Annotated in this window: 17 protein-coding genes; 7 read left to right on the top strand and 10 right to left on the bottom strand. The window is 63.5% G+C overall.

The features are described from left to right. The first annotated feature begins 5 nt into the window (after positions 1–5). The 3 genes from BLW71_RS24635 to BLW71_RS24625 all read left to right on the top strand — a co-directional run bounded on the left by BLW71_RS24635 (position 6) and on the right by BLW71_RS24625 (position 2,776). The gene (locus BLW71_RS24635; protein WP_091802839.1) at positions 6–638 is read left to right on the top strand and encodes a DUF938 domain-containing protein; all 633 of its coding nucleotides are present in this window, start codon (positions 6–8) and stop codon (positions 636–638) included. A 145-nt stretch (positions 639–783) separates the two neighbouring features. Beyond that, complete coding sequence (gene gnd, locus BLW71_RS24630) at positions 784–2,193, top strand: NADP-dependent phosphogluconate dehydrogenase (protein ID WP_091802836.1); 1,410 nt, start codon at positions 784–786, stop codon at positions 2,191–2,193. Positions 2,194–2,458: 265 nt separating this feature from the next. Further along, positions 2,459–2,776: a DUF4148 domain-containing protein gene (locus tag BLW71_RS24625; protein ID WP_091802832.1), complete on the top strand. Its 318-nt coding sequence runs from the start codon at positions 2,459–2,461 to the stop codon at positions 2,774–2,776. A 215-nt stretch (positions 2,777–2,991) separates the two neighbouring features. Here the strand turns inward: BLW71_RS24625 and BLW71_RS24620 are convergent, their stop codons facing one another. Beyond that, a complete protein-coding gene (locus BLW71_RS24620; protein ID WP_011491138.1) occupies positions 2,992–3,312 on the bottom strand; it encodes a hypothetical protein in 321 nt (106 codons plus the stop codon). 246 nt (positions 3,313–3,558) lie between these two features. Between BLW71_RS24620 and BLW71_RS24615 the strand changes: the two genes are divergently transcribed. From BLW71_RS24615 to ltaE, 3 genes are all read left to right on the top strand, one after another. Then, entirely contained in the window at positions 3,559–3,870 is a 312-nt protein-coding gene (locus BLW71_RS24615; protein WP_177205112.1) for a cupin domain-containing protein, read from the top strand. Positions 3,871–4,044: 174 nt separating this feature from the next. After that, positions 4,045–4,815, top strand: a complete 771-nt coding sequence (locus tag BLW71_RS24610) for a peptidoglycan DD-metalloendopeptidase family protein (protein WP_091802828.1) — start codon at positions 4,045–4,047, stop codon at positions 4,813–4,815. 150 nt (positions 4,816–4,965) lie between these two features. Further along, on the top strand, positions 4,966–5,973 hold the full coding sequence (ltaE, locus tag BLW71_RS24605) for a low-specificity L-threonine aldolase (RefSeq protein WP_091802825.1): 1,008 nt from the start codon (positions 4,966–4,968) through the stop codon (positions 5,971–5,973). Between the two features lie 99 nt (positions 5,974–6,072). On the opposite strand, the gene BLW71_RS24600 is transcribed toward ltaE, so the two are convergent. Beyond that, the gene (locus BLW71_RS24600) at positions 6,073–7,440 is read right to left on the bottom strand and encodes an MFS transporter (RefSeq protein ID WP_177205185.1); all 1,368 of its coding nucleotides are present in this window, start codon (positions 7,438–7,440) and stop codon (positions 6,073–6,075) included. Positions 7,441–8,172: 732 nt separating this feature from the next. Between BLW71_RS24600 and BLW71_RS24595 the strand changes: the two genes are divergently transcribed. After that, positions 8,173–10,626 (top strand): glycogen/starch/alpha-glucan phosphorylase, encoded by a 2,454-nt coding sequence (locus BLW71_RS24595; RefSeq protein WP_091802822.1) that lies wholly within the window; start codon positions 8,173–8,175, stop codon positions 10,624–10,626. 108 nt (positions 10,627–10,734) lie between these two features. Here the strand turns inward: BLW71_RS24595 and BLW71_RS24590 are convergent, their stop codons facing one another. From BLW71_RS24590 to BLW71_RS24555, 8 genes are all read right to left on the bottom strand, one after another. Then, the gene (locus tag BLW71_RS24590) at positions 10,735–11,826 is read right to left on the bottom strand and encodes a hypothetical protein (RefSeq protein WP_091802819.1); all 1,092 of its coding nucleotides are present in this window, start codon (positions 11,824–11,826) and stop codon (positions 10,735–10,737) included. Between the two features lie 251 nt (positions 11,827–12,077). Beyond that, positions 12,078–12,419 carry a hypothetical protein gene (locus tag BLW71_RS24585; RefSeq protein WP_091802817.1) on the bottom strand — a complete coding sequence of 114 codons (342 nt, stop codon included), beginning with the start codon at positions 12,417–12,419 and terminating at the stop codon, positions 12,078–12,080. Positions 12,420–12,629: 210 nt separating this feature from the next. Continuing rightward, the gene (locus BLW71_RS24580) at positions 12,630–13,019 is read right to left on the bottom strand and encodes a DUF6232 family protein (RefSeq protein WP_091802814.1); all 390 of its coding nucleotides are present in this window, start codon (positions 13,017–13,019) and stop codon (positions 12,630–12,632) included. 159 nt (positions 13,020–13,178) lie between these two features. Further along, entirely contained in the window at positions 13,179–13,859 is a 681-nt protein-coding gene (locus tag BLW71_RS24575; protein ID WP_091802811.1) for an alpha/beta hydrolase, read from the bottom strand. A 141-nt stretch (positions 13,860–14,000) separates the two neighbouring features. Beyond that, complete coding sequence (locus BLW71_RS24570) at positions 14,001–15,020, bottom strand: alpha/beta hydrolase (RefSeq protein ID WP_091808809.1); 1,020 nt, start codon at positions 15,018–15,020, stop codon at positions 14,001–14,003. A 46-nt stretch (positions 15,021–15,066) separates the two neighbouring features. Beyond that, positions 15,067–15,495 (bottom strand): organic hydroperoxide resistance protein, encoded by a 429-nt coding sequence (locus BLW71_RS24565; protein ID WP_091802808.1) that lies wholly within the window; start codon positions 15,493–15,495, stop codon positions 15,067–15,069. A 157-nt stretch (positions 15,496–15,652) separates the two neighbouring features. After that, complete coding sequence (locus tag BLW71_RS24560; RefSeq protein WP_091802805.1) at positions 15,653–16,219, bottom strand: TetR/AcrR family transcriptional regulator; 567 nt, start codon at positions 16,217–16,219, stop codon at positions 15,653–15,655. A gap of 185 nt (positions 16,220–16,404) precedes the next feature. Next, positions 16,405–17,568, bottom strand: coding sequence for a porin (locus BLW71_RS24555; RefSeq protein ID WP_091802799.1), 1,164 nt, complete (start codon positions 17,566–17,568; stop codon positions 16,405–16,407). Between the last annotated feature and the right edge of the window lie 143 nt (positions 17,569–17,711).

Here is a 17,711-nt window from a genome sequence, read left to right as displayed (position 1 = left end):
TGACCATGACAGACTCCCATCCGGCGTTGCGGCAACGTTCGCCATCCGCCGAACGCAACCGTGAACCGATTCTCGCCGTGCTGCGCGAAGCGCTGCCGGCCACCGGCCGCGTGCTCGAAATTGCGAGCGGCACGGGCCAGCACGCGATCTGCTTTGCGCGCGCCATGCCCGGGCTCGACTGGCAACCGAGCGATGCCGATGCCACAGCGCGCGAGTCGATCGCGGCGTGGATCGCGCACGAGGGGCTCGCGAACGTGCGCGCGCCGCTCGCGCTCGACGTGCATCAGCCGGATTGGGGCGTGGATACGCTCGACGCCGTGGTTTGCATCAACATGATTCACATCTCACCGTGGAGCGCGACGCAGGCGTTGTTCGCGGGGGCGAGCCGCCGTCTCGTGGAGGGCGGCGTGCTGTATCTCTACGGTCCTTACAAACGCGGCGGCGCGCATACTTCACCGAGCAACGAGGCGTTCGATCAGCAGTTGCGCGGCCGCGACCCGGCATGGGGCGTGCGCGACATGGAAGCCGTGGTGGCGTTGGGCGCTTCGGTCGGATTCGTGTGCGACGAGCCGGTCGCCATGCCGGCCAACAATTTCAGTCTGGTGTTGACGAAACGCGCGGGTGCGGCGCGGGTCTGACTAACGTTCGACGCAATGAATTGCGCCGCCCGCTGCCTGCCGGCGAGCGGCAAGCCGGCAATTCTTTTATTCTTTCACCCTCGACGCCCGCCGACGTTCCTTCCGGCGCGGCGTCACGACATTTTTTGGACTCTGGAGAATTCACATGGGCAAACAGGCAATCGGCGTGGTGGGGCTGGCGGTCATGGGCCGCAATCTGGCGCTCAACATCGAGAGCCGCGGCCACGCGGTGTCGGTGTACAACCGCAGCCGCGAAAAAACCGACGAACTCGTCGCCGAATATCCGGACAGGAAGCTGGTGCCGGCCTTCACGCTGGAAGAATTCGTGGAGTCGCTGGAAAAGCCGCGCCGCATTCTGCTGATGGTCAAGGCCGGCGAGGGCACCGACGCCACGATCAACCAGTTGAAACCGCTGCTCGACAAGGGCGACATTCTGATCGACGGCGGCAACACGCATTTCACCGACACGATCCGCCGCAATCAGGATCTCGCCAAGTCCGGCCTGCATTTCATCGGCACCGGCGTCTCGGGCGGTGAGGAAGGCGCATTGAAAGGCCCGTCGATCATGCCGGGCGGCCAGCGCGACGCCTACGACCTCGTGGCCCCGATCCTCACCGAAATCGCCGCCAAGGCGCCGGACGGCGAGCCGTGCGTCGCCTATATGGGACCGGACGGCGCGGGCCACTTCGTGAAGATGGTGCACAACGGCATCGAATACGGCGATATGCAGCTGATCGCGGAAAGCTACGCGGTGCTCAAGCAGGTGGTCGGACTCTCGAACGAAGAGCTGGGCAAGGTCTACACCGAGTGGAACGAGGGCGAGCTCGACAGCTATCTGATCGAAATCACCTCGAAGATTTTCAGCAAGAAAGACGAAGAAACCGGCAAGGATCTGGTCGACGTGATCCTGGATCGCGCCGCGCAGAAGGGCACCGGCAAGTGGACCAGCCAGAACGCGCTTGATCTCGGCGCGCCGCTGCCGCTGATTACGGAAGCCGTGTTCGCGCGCGTGCTGTCGTCGCTGAAGACGCAGCGCGTGGCCGCGAGCAAAGTGCTGGAGGGCCCGGCGGCCAAGCCGCTCGCCGCCGAGCGTCAGGCGTTCATCGAGTCGGTGCGCCGCGCGCTTTACTTCAGCAAGGTGATCTCGTACGCACAAGGCTTCGCGCAACTGCGCGCCGCCTCGGAAGAGTACAAGTGGGATCTGGATTTCGGCACGATCGCGAAGATCTTCCGCGCCGGCTGTATCATCCGCGCCCGCTTCCTGCAAAAAATCACGGACGCTTATACGAAGGACAAAGCGATCGCTAACCTGCTGCTCGATCCGTATTTCCGCGACATCGCGAAGAACTACCAGTCGGCTCTGCGCGAAGTCGTGATCGCGGCGATCAACGCGGGCGTGCCGGTGCCGGCTTTCGCGTCGGCAATCGCGTATTTCGACGCGTATCGTTCGGAACGCCTGCCGGCGAACCTGGTGCAGGCACAGCGCGATTTCTTCGGCGCGCATACTTTCGAACGCACCGACAAGCCGGGCAGCTTCCACGCGAACTGGAGCTGAGCGTTTGAATGACGGCCCGGCGCGTCCTTGCATCAAGGCGTGCCGGGCTGCGCAGGCGCTTTAAATTCGAGACAGGAAATTGTTGCTGAAGGGCGGCGCAGAGGTAGGCTGGACGGGCGATGCGCCGCCTACTATTGCTATTTTTGAAATAGAGTTTCGTCGTTTTAGGGGTTTCCCCTAGGTGTCGACACTCCTAAACTTCTACTTAACCGCTGCGGGACACCAAGTCCCAGGCGCATTAAAACAAGTTCTGGAGGTTTACATCATGAAATCCCTTATCTCTGCAGTCGTCGTTGCCGCCGCTCTGGTTGCTCCTGTTGCTTCGTTTGCTCAATCGAACCAGCCGGTGACGCGCGCTCAAGTCCGCGCTGAACTGGTTCAACTGGAAAAGGCCGGCTACAACCCGGTGGGCGATCATACCGACTACCCGTCTAACCTGCAGGCCGCTCAGGCTCGCGTCGATGCTCAAAACGGTACTGCCCAAGCCGTGAACAGCGGCTACGGCGCACCTATCGCCGGCAGTTCGCAAGCCGGCCGTCCGCTGAGCAGCAACGACCGTAACTCGGTCTACTTCGGCAACTAATTCGCGCCGAAAGTGATGAAAACGTCGCCTGACTGACGGGCGGCGCGCAAATAGAAACGCCGTCCGGATTGCCGGGCGGCGTTTGTCGTTTACGGCGCGGCTTGGGCGCGTGCATCTGTGGCAGGCCGGGCGGTGAATAATAAGCGGCGGACCAGCGGCGCCCGGGAATGGGCGCCGGGGTCAGGGCATTGCGGGTGTAGGCGGGGGCGTACGTCTTAATGCAGCGAGCGATGCCGGCGGCCTATTTCATCGAACAAGGCGCGGCTGGGTTCGAGGGCCAGCAGCCAGGATTCGTCGTAGCCGCTCAGATTGTCGAGCGCCTCGCGCAAACGCTCGATCGCCACAGCAGGAATCTCGACGCTCGCTTCCACGCCACTCGACAACCCGGCGACGCTGGCCAGTTGTACCAGGGCGTCGGCGGCTTCGGCCACGTCGGCGGCGAAAACCAGGTGGGTGTTCAAAAGCTCGACCAGACCCGGCGACGCCGCAATATCGTCGACGTTGAGTTGCACGGCCAGAAAAGTGGCTTTGTTCATCCTCAACTCCCTAGCAGATTTCAGACGTTAGCTTATGGCGTGCCGACAGCAAGACTGAGTATAGGCCAGGGCTCCAATGATTCAATGATCACACGAATCGGCCGCGCGGCCCGTTGGCGGCGAGCAAGCCGCCTGCCACACCTATAATGAGGCCAGCCGCTACGAGGCTCGCGCCCGTCAGACCAAGCCGCCGCGCGCGGCGGGCCGCGACTGGCGGCGTTGTTTCTTCTCAACTGTCTGGTGACCATGAAGATCATTCGCAGCAAGGATTTCACCGCGCCGCGCGCCTGGGGCGCGCTCGATATCGCCAACATGGGCGGCATTACGACGCGGCTGCATTGGACCGATCAACCTTATAAGTGGCATGTCAACGACGGCGAGGAAGTATTCGCCGTGCTCGATGGCCGCGTCGAGATGCGCTATCGCGAGGACGGCGTCGAACAGTCGGCCGTTCTGGAAACGGGCGACGTGTTTTACGCCGCGGTGGGCACCGAACATGTGGCTCATCCGATCGGCGCGGCGCGCATTCTGGTGGTCGAGTCGGAGGGCAGCGTCTGAAGGTTGGCGCAAGGGCGGTGCCATACCGGCGCGGTGATCGTCGCGCGCGGCGGCATAATGGAGACCCGCCGAGGCGCCGCGAGGGCGTGGGAGATCGCGCGCGACGCGCGGCACGGCAAATGCTTGGCCATCGATTGAATCCGATTGATTGAATAAAGAGTCGAGGAAAATCACATGACAAGACCATGGCAATTGACGGGGACCCGGTGGCTGACAGCCGCCGCGCTCGGCGTGATGTTCAGCGGCTGCACGACGATGCCGTGGGACAGCACGCCGTTTTACAGCAGCACGCCGTCCCGGCCGACCACGCTCAGCACGGTTCCTGTTCCCGCCGGTTTTTACCGGGTCAATCCGGGTGACACGATCGGCGCCATTGCGTCGGCTTACGGCCATAAACCTCAGGAAATCGCGGCGTGGAATGGCCTCGCGGCCAACGCCGCGGTCAATCCGGGGCAAGTGCTGCGGGTGTCGCCGCCAATGGCCTCGGGCAGTGTGGTGACGCCGCCAGTCGCTGTCGCGCCGAATGGTCCCGCTACGGCGCCCGGCGCGCCCACGGCGTCCGCCGGGCCACAGCAAGGCGTGTTGCAATGGCCGGTTCGAGGGCCGGTGCTCAGAGCGTTCGCGCCGGGCAAGTCGAACGGCATCGTGATCGGCGGACGGCCGGGCGATCCGGTCAAGGCGGCCGCCACCGGCCGCGTGGTCTACGCGGGCTCGGGTATCGAAGCGTACGGCCCGCTCATCATCATCAAACACGACGATTCGTTGATCACCGCCTACGGGCAGAACAGCACGCTGCTGGTCAAGGAGGGCGACGCGGTCGCGCAGGGGCAAACCATCGGCGAAGTCGGGGTGGACAGCCGCGGCGTCGCGTCGATCCAGTTCGAGGTCCGTCAGAACGGCCAGCCCGTCGATCCGCTTGCCTGGCTGCCGAAGCCGGGCGGATGAAGCTTCCTGTTTAGCGCGATTTCAGCGCAGCGTTAATTGAATATACTGTGTGGCTAAACTGCCTGCGGCGGGCTCGCCCGTCGGCAGCGACGCAGCGGTGTGGCGACCGGCCGTCGCAGGCTGTCATTCATAGACGCACAGGGACACACAATGATCGATTTGCGCAGCGATACCGTAACCCGTCCGAGTCCGGCGATGCTCGCGGCCATGTCGGCCGCCGAAGTGGGCGATGACGTCTGGGGCGACGACCCCACCGTGCTGCGTCTGCAGGCCACGGCTGCCGAACGCGCCGGCAAGGAGGCGGGTCTGTTCTTCCCGAGCGGCACGCAAAGCAACCTCGCTGCCTTGATGGCGCACTGTGCGCGCGGCGACGAATACATCGTCGGGCAGTTGGCTCACACCTACAAGTACGAAGGCGGCGGCGCCGCAGTGCTCGGCAGCATCCAGCCGCAGCCGCTCGAGAATGCCGCGGACGGTTCGATTCCGCTGGAGAAGATCGCCGCTGCGATCAAGCCCATCGACAACCATTTCGCGCGCACGCGGCTGCTGGCGTTGGAGAACACCATCGGCGGCAAGGTGCTGCCGGCTGCTTATGTCACGGAGGCCGTGCAGCTTGCGCGTCAGCGCGGGCTGTCCGTTCATCTCGACGGCGCACGCGTCTACAACGCGGCGGTCGCGTCGGGCAAGCCGGTCGCGGCATTGTGTGAACCGTTCGATTCGATCTCGATCTGTTTTTCGAAGGGACTCGGCGCGCCGGTCGGCTCAGTGCTGGTCGGCAGCCAGGCGCTGATCGACGTGGCGCACCGCTGGCGCAAGGTGCTGGGCGGCGGCATGCGTCAGGCCGGCATTCTGGCGGCCGCTTGCCTGTATGCGCTCGATCACAACGTCGAGCGTCTCGCCGACGACCACGCGCACGCCGCGCATCTGGCAGCGGGTCTGGAAGGCATCGAGCACGTCAAGGTGCAGTCGGTCGCGACCAATATGGTGTTCGCTCAGTTTCCGCAGCAGCATTGCGCGCCGCTCGAAGCGTGGCTCAAGGAGCGCGGGATTCTCACGCAGATGCTGTATGCGTCGCGATTCGTGACGCATAAGGACGTGTCGCGCGGGGATATCGATACGTTCATCGCTGCGGTGAAGGCGTATTTCGCGGCGCGGTGAGTGGCTGCCGGTGTGGCGCGCTGTTAGTTAGGCAAAGCACCAAAAACAAAGCACCGAAAACAAAGCGGACGCACTGTCACCCCAGGGCGCCCACTTTGTTCATTTCATCGACGCTTTCGCATGCACACCCGACCGATGTGACGGCGCCAGCAAACGCAACCCGCTCGCCAGGCTCGCCGCGCCCGCAAAGAAGGCGCCAGTGCTGAGCGCCAGCGTCGGCCCGTGCCGTCCGGCAATCCCGAAGCTCAACGCGACCAGCGCGGCGCCGGTGGTCTGCCCGAGCAGCCGCGCGGTCGCAACGATCCCGCTGGCGCCGCCGCTGCGCTCGGGCGGCGCGCTCGCCATCAACGCTTTCAGATTCGGCGACTGGAAGAAGCCGAAGCCCGCGCCGCAAATTGCCATGCGAATGCCGATGTCGAGCACGTGCGGATGAACCGGCAACAGCGCGAGCGAAGCCATCCCCGCCGACATCACCGCGAGGCCGATCGCGCCGAGCAGCCCCGGCGGATAGCGGTCGGACAGATTGCCCGCCAGCGGCGCGGCGAGCGCGACCACCACCGGCCACGGCGTCATCAGAAAGCCGGTTTCGACCTGACTGCGATGCAGCACGTCCTCGAAGTAGAACGGCAGCGAGACGAACGCCAGCCCTTGCGCGGCAAACGAGCAAACCGCGGTCACCGCCGACAACGCGAACACCGGCCGCCGGAACAGATCGACCGGCAGCATCGGTGCCGGGTGGCCGGCTTCGCGGCGAATCAGCAACAGCCCGAACACGAGCGCGACAGCCGCGGCGCTCAGCACCAGTTGCGTCGAGGCCCGCTGGGCCGCCTCGCCGAGCGCGAAGATCAGCGCGGCAAACGTGACCACATTCAGGAGCGCGGCAACCGGATCGAAGTTGTGCCTGCCGCGTTCGGTGTGCGGCAAGGCCGGCCATGCGAAACCCAAAGCCAGCAGGCCGAGCGGCACGTTGACCGCGAACAGCCAGGGCCACGCGGCGACGGACAGAATCAGCGAAGCCACCGTCGGCCCGACCGCGAACGACACGCCGACGATCAGCGCGTTGGTGCCGAGGCCGCGTCCAAGCCGGTGGGGCGGATACAGATAGCGGATCAACGCGGTATTCACGCTCATGATCGCGCTCGCGCCGAGGCCTTGCACGACGCGCGCGGCGGCGAGCAGCGGCAGCGTGGACGCGAGCGAGCACGCCAGCGATGCCAGCGTGAACAGCGCAATGCCGCTGATATAGATCCGCCGATGCCCGACGATATCGCCGAGCGCGGCAAGCGGCAGGAGTGTCGCGACCATCGCGAGTTGATACGCGTTGATGATCCACACCGACGCCGCGGGCGCCGCATGCAGGTCGGCGGCAATGGCGGGCAGCGCGGTATTGGCGATGGCGGTGTCGAGCGTGGCGAGCGCGACGGCGAGCATGATCGCGGCCATCGCGCGGCGGTTGGCGGCGGGCATCGGGGCGTCCGCCGGGAAGGGCTGGGCTGCGGTTGCGCTGGGTTTGTCGGACAAGGCGTGGCTCGTCGGGTTAGGCATGCCGACGCGCAGCACGAGTCGAGAAGCGTGGTGCGCGAGCGGCAGGGGTTGTGTGGCGATAGGCGCGCGTAGCCTGAATCCGGCGTTTTGAAGCGTATCAGGGCAGGGCGCGCGGCGAATGTAGCGATTGTTACAGAGGCGCGGAAATCGTGCTGAAGACGACGGCGCGGAGCGCATCGATCTCACGGTTCATATTGCAACTAACGGTCAAGCCCGGGCGGCGTCCACGAACTGGCCGGTGCGCACGTTGTGACACGCCTTCCGGCACAACCGCCTGGCAGACGATGCGCTCTCATTCCACCACACACCTGGTCCATAGCCGCATTCATCCGCGCGTCATGCCGCGAAAAAATAATGGCGTTGCTTTCACTCACCGCGCATCTGGAGATACGCAATCGTTTGCCTGTTTTGCGCAGCCGATGCACGCGCGCAGTGCCATCCACACGCGCGTTGCACCGCCCGTGTGCGAAAAAGCGGTGTGCTACCGTGTGTCGGCGGGCATGGCATGTGCGTGAGCAAGCGCTCGCGCTCGCCGGTGCCCGGTGGCCGTAGAATGTCCTACTCTGATTCTTAACCCGCCTGACCGGCACGCGCCTCCCGTCCGTCATCTGTGCGGTTCGCGTATGCCGCGTCGCTCTTTCCCCGGAGGCTTCGATGACAGCCGTCGATCTGGAATTCGACCAGCTCAACAGTACCGTCGACGCGCTACGGCGCTCAATTTCCAACCGCATGATGTACGGCGTCGGCAAGGACGCCGTCACCGCGCATCCGCATGACTGGCTGCACGCCGCGGCGCTTGCCGTGCGCGACCGGCTGGTCGCGCGCTGGATGAAGACCACGCGCCTGCAGTACGAACAGGACGTGAAGCGCGTCTACTACCTGTCGATGGAATTCCTGATCGGCCGGACCTTTACGAACGCCTTGCTGGCGCTCGGCATCCACGACCAGATGAAGGAAGCGCTCGCGAGTCTGGGCGTCGATATGGAGGCGCTGACCGATATCGAGCCGGACGCCGCGCTCGGCAACGGCGGCCTCGGCCGGCTCGCGGCCTGCTTTCTCGATTCGATGGCGACGCTCGGCATTCCGGGTTTCGGCTACGGCATCCGTTACGAATATGGCATGTTCCGTCAGGAGATCGTCAACGGCGAGCAGGTCGAAGCGCCGGACTACTGGTTGCGCGCGGGCAATCCGTGGGAGTTTCCGCGGCCGGAAGTCACTTACATGGTTCACTTCGGCGGGCGCACGGTGCAGCGTGGCGAGCATGTCGAATGGATCGACACGGAGCACGTGAACGCCACCGCCTACGACACCGTCATTCCCGGTTACGACACGGACGCGACCAACACGCTGCGCCTGTGGTCGGCGCGCGCGACCGAAGAGCTCGATCTGGGCGCGTTCAATCGCGGCGACTACCGCAACGCGGTCGACACGAAGAACATGTCGGAGAACGTCTCGCGCCTGCTGTATCCGGACGACTCGACGCCGGCCGGTCGCGAGCTGCGTCTGCGTCAGGAATACTTTTTCGTTTCGGCGACCATGCAGGATCTGATTCGCCGCTATCAGCGCACGCACAGCACGTTCGGGCGCTTCTCCGAAAAGGTGGCGGTGCATCTGAACGATACGCACCCCGTGCTGGCGATTCCCGAGCTGATGCGTTTGCTGGTGGATGTCCATCATCTGCAGTGGGATAAGGCGTGGAAGCATGTCACGCAGATTTTCTCGTACACGAACCACACGCTGATGCCCGAAGCGCTCGAGACGTGGGACGTGGAGATGCTCGCGCGCCTGTTGCCGCGGCATCTCGAGATCATCTTCGAGATCAACGCGCAGTTTCTCAAGCATGTCAGCGAGCATTCGGGGCATGACGGCGAGATGATCCGCCGCATTTCGCTCGTCGACGAATACGGGCAGCGGCGCGTGCGGATGGCCTATCTGGCGATCGTTGCGAGTCAGAAGGTGAACGGCGTGTCGAAGCTGCATTCGCAACTGATGACCCGCGATATTTTCGCCGACTTCGCGCGCATCTACCCGGACCGCTTCACCAACGTCACGAACGGCATCACACCGCGCCGCTGGCTCGCCCAGGCGAGCCCGTCGCTGTCGTCGCTGATCGACCAGCAGATCGGCAAGCACTGGCGCACCAATCTGTTCGAGCTGGAGCAACTGCGAAACCTGCGTAACGACAGCGGTTTTATTGAGGCCTTCCGTGAAGCGAAGCGGCAGAACAAGCTGCGGCTCGTGCATCGCCTCGCCCATCACACCAAGCTGCGTTTCGATCCGGATGCGCTCTTCGATCTGCAGGTCAAGCGCATTCACGAATACAAGCGGCAACTGCTCAACGTGCTGCACGTGATCGTGCGCTACAACCAGATTCGCGCGCATCCCGAGCGTGACTGGGTGCCTCGCGTGGTGCTGTTCGCCGGCAAGGCCGCGTCCGCATACCGGATGGCGAAGACGATCATCAAGCTGATCGGCGATGTCAGTCAGAAGGTCAATCACGATCCGCTGATCGGCGACCGCCTGAAAGTGGTGTTCGTGCCGAACTACGGCGTAAGCGTGGCAGAACTGATCATTCCGGCCGCTGATCTGTCGGAGCAGATTTCGATGGCGGGCACGGAAGCATCGGGGACCGGCAACATGAAACTCGCGCTCAACGGCGCGTTGACGATCGGCACGATGGACGGCGCGAACATCGAGATCTGCGATGCGGTGGGGCGCGAGAACATCTTCATCTTCGGCCATACCGCCGACGAAGTCGACAGCCTGCGCGCCACCGGCTACCGGCCGCGGCAAATCTACGAAGAGAACCCCGAGCTGCGCATGGCGCTCGACCAGATCCGCACGGGTTTCTTTTCGCCGGACGATCCGCTGCGCTTCTCGGATATTTTCCACACGCTGGTCGACTGGGGCGATCACTACATGGTGCTGGCCGATTTTGCCGCATTCGCGAAGGCGCAGAACGAGGTGGACGCGCGCTTCGTCGACAAGCGCGCGTGGACCGACAGCGCGATCGAGAATGTGGCGGGCATGGGGCAGTTTTCGTCGGATCGCACGATCGGCGAATATGCACGCAACATCTGGCATGTGAGTCCGCTCGAGATCGATTAGCGGACTGAGCGCTCCGGTGCGGGGCTTAAGCGGAAAGGCCGCGCGATGGTGTGTCGTGCGGCCTTTTCATTTCGCTGGCTGTGGCAGTGGCTCTCGCCACCGCGGCGCTTACTGCGCGAGCTTCTCGACCTCGCGTGCGGCACGCAGGCCTATCTGGCCGTGCGGGAAGTCGAACAGCACGTCGATATTCTGCATGCCCATCAGGCCGATCACGATACGGTCGGCGCCCGGTTTCGCCTTGACGATCGTGACCTGCGCGCCTTCATAGCGATGCACCCATTTGCCCGATCCCACCGCCGCGTTGTAGTTGCCCTGGTTGAGCACCTTGCCGATGTCGTCGTCGCCGGTCCAGTTCGGCGCCTTGTCCATTTCGATGCGGATCATGTCGCTGCTGGCCGTGGCAAACACCAGCGGCGCGCAGAAGGTCATCTTGTCGCCAACGTTGACGCAACCTCTCGGCCATTGCGCCGTGCCGTCCTGCAAGATGGTCATCGGCACCATCGTGTAGTCCTTCGTGATTGCGTTCGACGGACTCAGCACGAGGTAAGGCTTCGCGAAGTTCGCATGCACCAGGTAGCGTTGGCCGATATTGCCGGGCAGAGCACGCAGCGGCTGGGTGCAGCAGGTGTCGTCCGGTTGCGCCGCGCCGATGCCGAATAGACCGGAAAACGCCCAGCCGAATTCAGCGGTATAACCGTCCATGCCCACACAGTGCCGTGAGGTGGACTGGCAATTCACCACGTCCACGGCTTGCGCGTCGATCTGCGCCGGCTTCGTCCCCGCAATGCTCATCGGTATTTTCACGGCGGCGCCGGAGACTTGTGCGCCGTTCGTCAACGGCAGCGAACTCACCGGCCCGGCGTTCGGATAGGCGGTGGCGGGCAACACCGACTTCAGCACGCGCACGCCTTGCGTGCCCGTGTCGAGTGCCATATAGACCGCCTTGCCGTCGAGTTGGATCGGCAAGCCGAGGCGCGCCTGGTCCCTGTCGGCGCGATCCACCTGCAGCGGAATCAGCAGGCCGTCGTTGCCGCCGTTGAGCAGCGTGGCAGCGGGCGCAGGCGGCGTGGGAGTGGGGAAGGTGACAGCGCAGCCGCTTAGCGCGACGAGCGCGGCAGTGATGACGAGCGCGGCCGCGCCAGAACGGCGCCCGCTGAGGCGCAAATGCCGGCGCGCGGCGCGAGGAGACGACAGGAGCATAGATTACGCTTTGCAAAAAGGCGGTCCCTGACGAAGGCGAGGCATCGCGAGCCGCGAGGCGGACAACACGCGGGAGCAATCTCACTGGATTGCCCCTGCGTGGACAGTGAAACCGCGACGCGTGCAGGCCTGCGGGAAGGAACACGCAATAACAGGAGCGGCGACTCTACATGGCCACTCGAGCGCAATTGCAAAGATGTGTGAAGGTTTGCATGCGGCGGGAAAGCGGCGCATGCAAGTTTCGATCTACGTCAATGTTCGCGCGGACGACGGATCACGGTTGCCTGCGCGCGGCCAAGCGTAGCGCGATCGAGCGCGACGGTCAGCAGGCCAATCACGTCGTCGAGAGTGCGGGAGGTCACTTCCACGCGAAACGTCACGCGCTCGCGTTGCTGATCGACGGTGACGACATAGAGACGCAGATCTTCGCCGAGCGCGGCGTGTAGCGCGCGCCGCCCATTGGCCGACGAGGTGCCGGGCACGGTGACTTCGATAATGACGAGCGGCACGACCACATGCGTGCGGCGCGCCATGCGCGGCGTGCGCGAGTTACGCGTGGCGGAGGGATCTGACGTTGCAACGGAAGTGAGCATCGTGATTGCGCCGACCCGGCGGGCGGCGCGTTGTTGACACCAGCTCACTCTAACCACGCGCGCCTCAACGGCGCGCAAAAGCTGCTGCGCGGCGAATCAAAATTGTGTTAACACGGCGGGTGGCAATTTGCCGCTGCGCGGCGTGTGGCCCACGTGGGCCATCTGCCCCACGCTTGCCCCGTGCGGCGCGTCGCGTGGCTGAGCGCGCCGTCAGACCTTCGGCGTGGCGGCTGTGCTTTTGGCTTCGTTCACGGCCGCGCCGACGCGCTCGACGAAATCGCGATCGGTGCTCATCAGCGCTTCGCGCTCGCCATTCGCGGTTTGCACCATCAGGCGATGGGTGATGTCCTGAGTCGCCCAGGTGAGCCAGCCGACCACGGCCAGCATCGTGCCGCACACCATGCCGACTGGCGAGCGCAATATCCCGCCGACAATAGCGCCGGCGAGGCCGACGAGCGAAATCGCGAGTGGCAAGGCCTTGTTCTTCTGCACGGTGACGACCTGCACGCTCACGATATCGCGCAGCGGAAAGACCTGGCCGGCGGCCGAGAGTGCATTGCGCGTGACCGACACGCCACGATCATTGAAAGGGGTTTCCATCGAGTCCAATTCAAGCGGTAGCAAAGGGCGCAGCGTACCAGACTTCAAATGCCTGAAGGTGCGGGATTTCTTGACGTCGGTCAGGTGGATCGCGAGGCGGTGCGGGCGACCGGCCGCTGCCGCCGCAAGATTCTGAAAGAGTCCGGCGCGCCCGGCGCTCTACACCAGTGCCGTGATACGCGCACCGAGCCACGCGCGCAGTGCGGCGACTTCTTCACCGCACACGGAATGTTCCATCGGATAGGCATGCCACTCGACCTTGTTGCCCTGCGCCAGCGCAAAGTCGCGCGCGGCCTCGCCGAGCTGGATCGGCAATACCTCGTCATATTCGCCGTGCGCGGCAAAGATCGGCGTTGCGTGGTTCGCGGGTGCGAGGTGACGCTGGAGAAAGGCTCTGGAGGGCAAGTAACCTGACATGACGATCAACCCGCCCAGCGTCGCCGGATGCGTGAGCCCTGCTGTGTATGTCATCGCGCCACCCTGCGAAAAGCCGGCGAGAAATATTTTCGAGGTCGGAATGCCGCGCTCGTTCTGCCCGGCGATCAGTTGCCGCACGGATGCGCAAGACGCTTCGATGCCCGCCTCGTCGACCTGGCGCTCGATCGACTGGAACGAGCGGATGTCGTACCACGCGCGCATCACATAGCCGTTGTTCGCGGTCACCGCCATCTCCGGCGCGTTGGGAAACACGAAACGCACGGCGGGTCCATTGGCGAGACGCAATTCCGGCACCAGCGGCACGAAGTCGTTGGCGTCGGCACCGAGACCATGCAGCAGGATCACGGCAAATTCAGGATTCGGTGCGGTTTCGATTTCAATGGTTTGCGGCGTGGTGGTCATGGCGTGCTGCTCCCTGGCGTCGGCATGGTCGGATGATCGGAACCAGCACGATACCGCATAGCGTGCGAGCCGGATCAGCTGCGGCGCGAGTATCGACGATACCCGCGCCGCAGCCGCTTGCCAAAGGCTTCACTGCGAGCCTTACTGCAGACGCTGCTTCAGTTCGTTGGCAAGTTGCCGCGTGGCCGCTTTGGTCGGCGCATCTTCAGCCAGCGCGTTGAGCAAGCCGAAGTCGTGAATCGTGCCGTCGTAACGGACAGTGGCCACTTCGTCACCGGCTGCGTCGAGCTTGCGGCCGTAAGCTTCGCCTTCGTCACGCAACACGTCGGATTCGGCGACCTGAATCAGCGCCGGCGGCAAGCCTTTCAACTGCTCCGTCGTTGCGCGCAGCGGCGACGCATAGATCTCGTTGCGCTGCTTCGGATCCTTCGTGTAGGCGTCCCAGAACCACTTCATCATCGGCCGGGTCAGAAAGTGGCCTTGCTGGAACTGATTGTACGAACCGTCGTTGAAATTATTGTCCGTGACGGGCCACATCAATCCCTGGAAACGGATTGCCGGGCCTTGCTTGTCTTTCGCCATCAGGCTCACCACCGCGGCCATGTTGCCGCCGACGCTGTTGCCGACCACGGCGAGGCGATTGCCGTCCACGCCGATTTCGTCGCCGTGCGCGGCAACCCACTTCGTGGCGGCATAGGCCTGGTTGATCGCGACCGGATAGCGAGCCTCCGGCGAAGGCGTGTAGTTCACGAAGACCGCGACGGCGCCCGATTGCACCACCAGATCGCGCACCAGACGCTCGTGAGTCTGGAAGTCGCCGAGTATCCAGCCGCCACCGTGGAAGAACATGAACACGGGCAACGTTCCGCTCGCGCCGTGCGGACGGACGATCGTCAACGGCACGCTGATGCCGTCCTGCTCGATGGTGCGGTTGGAGACGTCGATACCCGACAGATCGACTTTCACGCCGTTCTGTGCATCGACCAGAACTTGCCGAGCCTGGGCAGGCGGCAAGGTATTGATCGCGGGACCCTTGCCGCTGTTTAACGCGCTCAGCAAGCCGGACGTTACGCGGTCAGGGGTGGCTTGTGCAGCGGGGCTTGCCGCAAAAGCGGAACCGAAGGCGAGAGCAGAGGCCAGCAGCACTGGGACGAACTTGATCATGATGAACTCCGGTGAGCGCAATAGTCAGGAAGAGGGCTTGGGATTAGACGAGCGTGAGCGTGACGGCGATGTTGTTGCGCGTAGCGTTCGAATACGGACACACGATGTGCGCCTTGTCGACGAGAGCCTGCGCCGCGTCTTGCGCCATGCCGGGCAGCGAGATCTTCAACTCCACTTCGATTCCGAAGCCATTCGGGATCGCGCCGATGCCGACGCTGCCCTCGACGGAAACGTCAGCGGGAATCGCGATGCGCTCGCGCGCCGCGACGAACTTCATCGCACCGACGAAGCACGCGCTGTAGCCGGCCGCGAACAGTTGCTCCGGGTTGGTGCCCTCGCCACCGGCACCGCCGAGTTGCTTCGGCGTGGTCAGCTTCAGGTCGAGGCTGCCTTCGGGCACCACGGCGCGGCCGTCACGGCCACCGGTTGCCTTGGCGTGAGCGCGGTACAGCACGTTGTCGATCTTGGTCACGGTCAACTCCTTCAGTTGGGTATCTACTACTAGATAGATAAGTGAGGTTAAAAAAGGACGCGTGATCCGCGCCGGTAACTCATGCTTGCAGTCTATCTACTTATAGGTAGACTGCAAGATAAAAATAAAGAGGCGGATGCCCACCTCCGTAACAGCTCTACTGCGATTTCTTCCACGATGCTTCTACATCTTCCAGCCGGGCCTTCGTTCCGAACAAACGGCTTGCTAGCACACTGCCTTGATACGCGGCGTACAGCGCACGCGCGGCGGCCTCGGGCTTGCCGTTCACTACGAGCGTGCGCTCCTGCGCGCCTTGTGCGAGCACTTGCGCCAGCCACTTTTCGTTGGCTTTGAAAAACGCCTGTATCGCCTCACGAATGTTCTCCGGCAACGACGCGATATCCGATGCCAGCATGCCGCACAGACAAATCTGGTCGCCGTCGCCGAGTGTTTTGCCAAACAGCCGGGTGTACTTGCTGAGCTTCGTATTGGCCGGCAGTTTGGCGTCGATCGCGTGCAGCGCAGCTAGCACTTCCTTGCTGTATTCGTTGACCGCCTCCAGCACCAGATCGTCTTTCGACGGGTAATAGTAGTGGATGCTCGAAGTCTTGACGCCGACCAGTTCGGACAGATCGCGGTAGCTGAAACCGTTGTAGCCACGCTGCATCATCAACGTGATGGCGTGATCGAGAATCTGCTCGCGGACTGTCGGGGTCGTTTCCATGAGCGAACTTTATCTACTACTAGATAGATAGTCAAGCGGTTTTTTGCATCTAAAGAAGAAGTGGGGTGGTGTGTGGGGTACGGCGAACGTCCTTGTGTCGTCCCAAAAGAAAAACGCCCCGCAGGGCGTTTTTCCAGACTCTCAATCCAGCAAGGAATTCGCGTTCCCTGCAGAGAGAAACCCGCTTAGAACTTGTGACGGATACCGACGCGGAACGCCAGCTGGTTGTCCGAACCCGTACCCGACGTGCTGAAGTAGCTCGTGCTCGAACCGATCTGCGCCTGCAGATCCTGGCCCTTGTTGCGGCCGGCAGCGATCTGATAGATACCCAGTGCATACACGTCCGTACGCTTGCTCAGCGCGTAGTCGACGCTCAGGTCCACCTGGTTCCAGTGGCCGGTGCTCGCGTCGCTCAGGTGCATGTACGTGTAGCCCGCGCCTGCCGTCAGTGCCGGCGTGAACGCGTACTTCGCGCCCGCTTCGTACGCGGTGAACGTCGTCGAGCTGCCCGAGATCGGTTCGAAGCGCGTGTTCGTATACAACGCCCACAGCGTCGCCGCGCCGATCGAGTAACGGCCGCCCACGCCGAACGTGCGCAGATCGCGGACCGTGCCCGTCGTCACGTTGGCCATGGCCGTCGAGAACGTCGGGGTTGCCTGACCCGGATACCGGATGTCCGTGTATGCCGCGCCAACGCCGAACGGGCCGTTTGCGTAGTTCAAGCCGAAGCTGTAAGCGCGCGACGAACCCGCGACCGGTGCAGCGGTCGTGCCGGTTGCCGGCGCGCCGGCGAATGCGCCAGCCTGGTTCGAGAAGCCGTACATCGCGCCGAAGGTCAGGCCCGCGAAATTCGCGCTGCTGAACTTGACTGCGTTGTTGATACGGCTCGACGTCAACTGGTCGACGTCGTTGATGTGGTAAGCGTAGTTACCCGCGACGGTCTGGCCGCCGGTCGAGTAGTTGCCGCCCAGATAGTCCGTCGAAAACGAGTACTGACGGCCGAACGTCAGCGAGCCGACGCCGTTCTGCGACAGACCGACAAACGCCTGACGGCCGAACAGCGCGCCGCCCTGGCCGAGCGTGCCGTTGCCGCTGTTAAATCCGTTCTCCAACACGAACAGCGCCTTCAGGCCGCCACCCAGGTCTTCCGTGCCGCGCAGGCCCCAACGGCTGCCTTGTGCGACGCCGTCGTCGTACTTGAAGAGGTTGTCGTGGCCCGTTGCGGTCTTCGAGTTGTTCACGTAGCTGATACCGGCGTCGATCAGGCCGTACAGGGTGACACTGCTTTGCGCGTGAGCAGCGGAGGCGAAGACGGCGAGAGTAGCGGCGGCAAATACTTTTTTGTTCAAGACTTTCTCCGATTAAAAATTAAGCGATCGCGACGCCGGGCTCTTTGGCCGGGTCGTGCGATGGCCCGAAATTTAAGGGAACGCAGAGTAAGGTATGTGACAGCTTTGCTTAATTTCCGAATCTGTCGCGTGAGCGCGACACT

The sequence above is a fragment of the Burkholderia sp. WP9 genome (assembly GCF_900104795.1).
GTDB lineage: Bacteria > Pseudomonadota > Gammaproteobacteria > Burkholderiales > Burkholderiaceae > Paraburkholderia.
The sequence above is the reverse complement of the archived record's forward strand: the minus strand, read 5'-3'. Positions and strand labels throughout refer to the sequence as shown.